The 3,078-nt window shown below is 61.4% G+C and carries 3 protein-coding genes; 2 read left to right on the top strand and 1 reads right to left on the bottom strand.

The window, feature by feature from the left end:
- Positions 1 to 139: 139 nt before the first annotated feature.
- Positions 140 to 1,240, bottom strand: a complete 1,101-nt coding sequence (rlmN, locus tag ABX749_RS27560; protein WP_372898859.1) for a 23S rRNA (adenine(2503)-C(2))-methyltransferase RlmN — start codon at positions 1,238 to 1,240, stop codon at positions 140 to 142.
- Between the two features lie 100 nt (positions 1,241 to 1,340).
- Between rlmN and ABX749_RS27555 the strand changes: the two genes are divergently transcribed.
- Complete coding sequence (locus tag ABX749_RS27555; RefSeq protein ID WP_372898858.1) at positions 1,341 to 2,528, top strand: M20/M25/M40 family metallo-hydrolase; 1,188 nt, start codon at positions 1,341 to 1,343, stop codon at positions 2,526 to 2,528.
- Complete coding sequence (locus ABX749_RS27550; RefSeq protein ID WP_145208212.1) at positions 2,525 to 2,770, top strand: (2Fe-2S)-binding protein; 246 nt, start codon at positions 2,525 to 2,527, stop codon at positions 2,768 to 2,770. The genes ABX749_RS27555 and ABX749_RS27550 overlap by 4 nt, the downstream gene beginning before the upstream one ends.
- Positions 2,771 to 3,078 lie beyond the last annotated feature (308 nt).

The following is a 3,078-nucleotide window of genomic DNA, read 5'->3' as shown; positions in this document are numbered from 1 at the left end:
CCGTTGTACGGAATCTAAATCCGTCTTTCGTGCATCGCCGGACGCGCCGTGCAACCGTCCCAGCACGCGGCGTCAGCCGGTGGCGCGTGCCCGGAACACCACGCGCCGGTCGCTGACGCGTCCCGCTGAAATCTGTCGTTCACGTTCCCTTTCGATTGCGTCGCAACTGTCCGCAGGCGGCGTCGATTTCGTCGCCTTTGCGTTGCCGAAACATGACGTTGACGCCACCGGATTCAAGGATTTGTCGGAACTCCGCGATCGACCGTTGACTGGGTGTCTGGTACGGCAACCCTTCGACCGGGTTGTACGGGATGACGTTCAGCAGCACCGTGCGATGTCGCAGCAGCTGTGCCAGTTCTCGCGCGTGTTCCGCACCGTCGTTGACGCCGCCCAGCAACACGTATTCGAACGTCAGCCGCCGCCCGCTGGCGGCGAAGTAGCGATCGGCCGCGGCTAGGACGGCATCGATGCCGATCTTCTCATTCACCGGAACAAGTTGGCTGCGCAGTTCTTCGTTCGGTGCGTGCAGACTGACGGCAAGGTTGTAGGGCACACCATTGTTTGCCAACCGATCGATCGCCGGCGGTAATCCCACGGTGCTGATCGTGATCCGGCGGGGGCTGATCCCAAGTCCGTCGGCCGACTTCGCCGTCTCAAGCGCCCCGAGCACGCGATCCAGATTTGCCAGCGGTTCGCCCATGCCCATCATCACGATGTGACTCAACCGTTCCTCCGGTTCCAGCCGAGCCTGCAGTCGAAGCATCTGCTCGACGATTTCACCACGCGTCAAATTGCGATCGACCCCATCGAGCCCACTGGCACAGAACACACAGCCCATCGCGCAACCGACCTGGCTGCTGACACAGATACTGCGTCGATTTCCATCGCGTAACAACACGCATTCGACCTCGCCACCGTCGGCCAATCGCACCAGCAGTTTGTCGGTGCCGTCACGGCTGGTTTGCACCGCCGCTTCGTCGGATCGGTAAATCACAAACTCCGACGCCAACTGTTCGCGGAGCGTTTTGGGCAGGTCGCTCATTGCGTCGAAATCGCGCGCCCGCTTTTCATAGACCCAACCGAAAACCTGCTTGGCACGGAACTTGGGTTGGCCGTGCTCGACCAACCATTGCTGGAAATCGGCAAACGACAGATCCAGCAGGTGCGTGCGGCCGTCCCGCGCCGGGGGCTCGTTCGGGGTAGACTCGGTTTGGATGACGGGAAGATTCACGCAGACCAACAGGCGGTAAAAGGAGGCGAGGCACTCGACATGCCGACGGATTGAACCCTACGCTAATGGGAAAGCCGGCTTTCTGGAACGCCCTCAATTTAACCGCAAGATGAAAGAAATCGTAGTCAACGAAGATGAAGCCCTGGCCCGGTACCTCGAATTAACCGCAATCAAGGGCGGTAGCGGCCATGAACGCGACGTTGCCGACCGCATCGCCGAAGCCTTGATCCAGGCAGGATTGGACGAATCGGCGATCCAATTCGATGGCGCCGAGACTCGCACCCGAATGCCCGGCAATTGCGGCAACTTGATCGTTCATCTGCCGGGCAGCGGCAAGGGCCCCCGGACGATGCTTTCGGCGCACATGGACACCGTCCCGATCTGTCTCGGCAGCGATCCAGTCGTCGAAGGGGACCGTGTTCACAGCCGCGGCGGAACCGGGTTGGGGGCGGACGACCGGGCCGGCTGCGCAGCGATCCTGACCGCCGCGATCGAACGACTGCGACTGGGACGGTCCGACCTCGATCCCGCCGTGATCGCCTTTTTCATTCAAGAGGAAATCGGACTGGAAGGGGCACGTCATCTCGACGCGTCGATGGTCGGTCCCGTGGACCGGGCGTTCAATTTTGACGGCGGTGCGATCGAAAAGGTCACCATCGGTGCAATCGGCGGCGAGCGGATGGAAATCAGTCTGACCGGAATCCCCGCGCACGCCGGTGCCGCTCCGGAACAGGGAGCCAGCGCGATCGTGATGGCGGCCAAAGCGATCGCCGACCTGGAATCCGACGGCTGGCTCGGTCGAATCGAAAAAGAAGGCCGCAGCGGAACGGCGAACGTGGGCGTGATCCAGGGGGGCGACGCCACCAACGTGGTCACCCCGCTGGTGACCTTGCGGGCCGAAGCACGCAGCCATGATCCCGAGTTCCGATCACAAATCGTCGCCCAAATCCGTGCCGCGTTCGAAGCCGCAGCCGACTCGGTCACCAATGTCGCGGGTCTTTGCGGCAAATGCGATTTCGAGTCTCGCGTCGACTATGAAGCCTTCTGCCTGGACGACAACGATCCTTCCGTCGAAACCCTTGAACAGGCACTCCAAGCCATCGGCCGAGAGCCCTACCGCCAAGTCGCCGGCGGAGGACTGGATGCGAACTGGTTGAAAGAACACGGCATCCACGCCGTCACCGTCGGCTGCGGCCAAGAAAACATCCACACGGCCGACGAACAGTTGAACATTCCCGATTACCTGGCCGCGTGCCGAGTCGCGACCTTGTTGATCTGTCCCTCTGACGATTCATGAACGACGACCAACCGATCTGCCTGTGCTTTGGTGTTGCCAAACGGAAAGTCGTCCAGTTCATTCGGACCGAGCATCCGAAAACCGCGTCGCAACTTTCGGAGTGCTTTGGGGCCGGCACCGGCTGTGGTTGGTGTCGGCCGTATTTGGAACAACTTTGGAAATCCGAGACGCCGGAATCGGAAGCCTTACCCGACGCAGATCAATACGCGATCGATCGGCAAAAGTATCGCGACGCGAAATAGCGTGGAGCCCATCAGCCCCGCGTTAAGCAGCTGATCATCGTTTGACATCAGCCGGTTCGCGACAGCGTCCGGGCACCTCCGTCGAAGATTGGTGTCGTGGATCGCTCGGGGCGTCGATTGTATTACTGACGAATTACTTGCCGTACCGCGTTGTGGGAACGACTCGCGAGCGGCAACCGCTCCTGCGGCCCGCACGCCAGCGGCGTGCCACATCAAAGCTTGGGGTCGCGCCCGCTCACCCCAAGTTCCGGTCGCCAACAGGCCGCCAACCCCAACGGGGTTGAACAGAGCAACACGGTTCGCCCGAT

The sequence above is a fragment of the Stieleria sp. genome (assembly GCF_041595215.1).
In the GTDB taxonomy this organism is placed as follows: domain Bacteria; phylum Planctomycetota; class Planctomycetia; order Pirellulales; family Pirellulaceae; genus Stieleria; species Stieleria magnilauensis.
This window is presented reverse-complemented; position numbering and strand designations above follow the sequence as displayed.